Annotated in this window: 1 pseudogene; it reads left to right on the top strand. The window is 65.9% G+C overall.

Features of this window, described 5'->3' with window-relative positions:
- Nucleotides 1–205 precede the first annotated feature (205 nt).
- Nucleotides 206–1,071 (top strand): annotated as a pseudogene (locus P2L57_RS39820) (transposase); the annotation flags it as partial.
- Nucleotides 1,072–1,192 lie beyond the last annotated feature (121 nt).

Here is a 1,192-nt window from a genome sequence, read left to right as displayed (position 1 = left end):
GAAGACATCAGCTGCGAATGCTTCCAACTCGCCACGGATGGCTGCGATTTCTTCCGGCGTCACACACCTTCAACGCATGCAGCGGCCGAAGGACACGCACCGCCAAGATCAACATGACCAAGCCCTAGTAGGGCCTGTTCTGAGTTGAGATCACGGTTCGGTCGTTTCCGCTTCAGGAGGGTGCTTGCTGCGGTAGACCGGTCGCGTGACTCGTGGTGATCTCACCGATGGTGAGTGGGAGTTGGTCGAGCCGTACCTGCCGCTGGGGGCGTTCGGGCCGATCCCTGATCTGCGCAGCTACTTCAACGCGGTGATGTGGCGGTTCCGTACCGGCAGCCCCTGGCGGGATGTGCCGGAGAGCTACGGCTCCTGGTCGACGATCTACGACCGGTTTCGGATGTGGGCGCGTGACGAAGTCTTCCAGACCCTCATGCACGCGATGATCGACGAGGCGGCGGCCCGCGACGACGTCGACCTCAGCCTGGTCAGCGTGGACTCGACCGTCGCCCGCGCACATCACCATGCAGCAGGAATGGTGGTCGCCCCTGAGCTTCTCGAAGACCTGGAGAAGGCCGTGGCGGAGGAAAAGGGGCTACAGCAAAGGGGCGAAACGACTCTGTAGGCGAGGTGCCCAAGGACAGGGAGGACCCTGAGCGGGAACAGCGCCGCGTCGTGCGCCGACGCCGCAGGGCCCGACTACGGGCCGCTGAACTGGGCCGCTCGCGGGGCGGGTTGACCAGCAAAGTCCACCTCGCCGTCGAGCGGCGCTGCCGTCCGCTGTCCATCGTCCTGACCCCCGGTCAGGCCGCGGACAGCCCGCGCTTCATCCCCGTCCTGGAGAAGATCAAGGTGCGCGGCCCCGTCGGCCGCCCCAGGACCCGGCCAGACGCAGCGGCTGGCGACAAGGCGTACTCTTCCCGCGCCACCCGTGCCTACCTGCGCAGACGCAACATCAAGGCGGTGATTCCGGAGAAGGCCGACCAGGCCGCCAACCGCAAGAAGAAGGGAACGGCCGGAGGCCGCCCGGCCAGCCACGATGCCACGCTCTACAAAGACCGCAACACCGTCGAGATGAGCAAGCCACAGTGCTGTCATACCTGCGGTTCGCTGTCATGGGTTCCGATTCCTTCCTCGTTGTCGATTATCGCCAGGCGCTGGTGGTACAGCCAGGCGTGGCGGGCGCCGCGGCCGC

This window comes from Streptantibioticus ferralitis (assembly GCF_029223525.1).
In the GTDB taxonomy this organism is placed as follows: Bacteria; Actinomycetota; Actinomycetes; order Streptomycetales; family Streptomycetaceae; genus Streptantibioticus_A; species Streptantibioticus_A ferralitis.
Note: the sequence above shows the minus strand (reverse complement) of the source record. Positions and strands in the feature narration are given on the sequence as shown.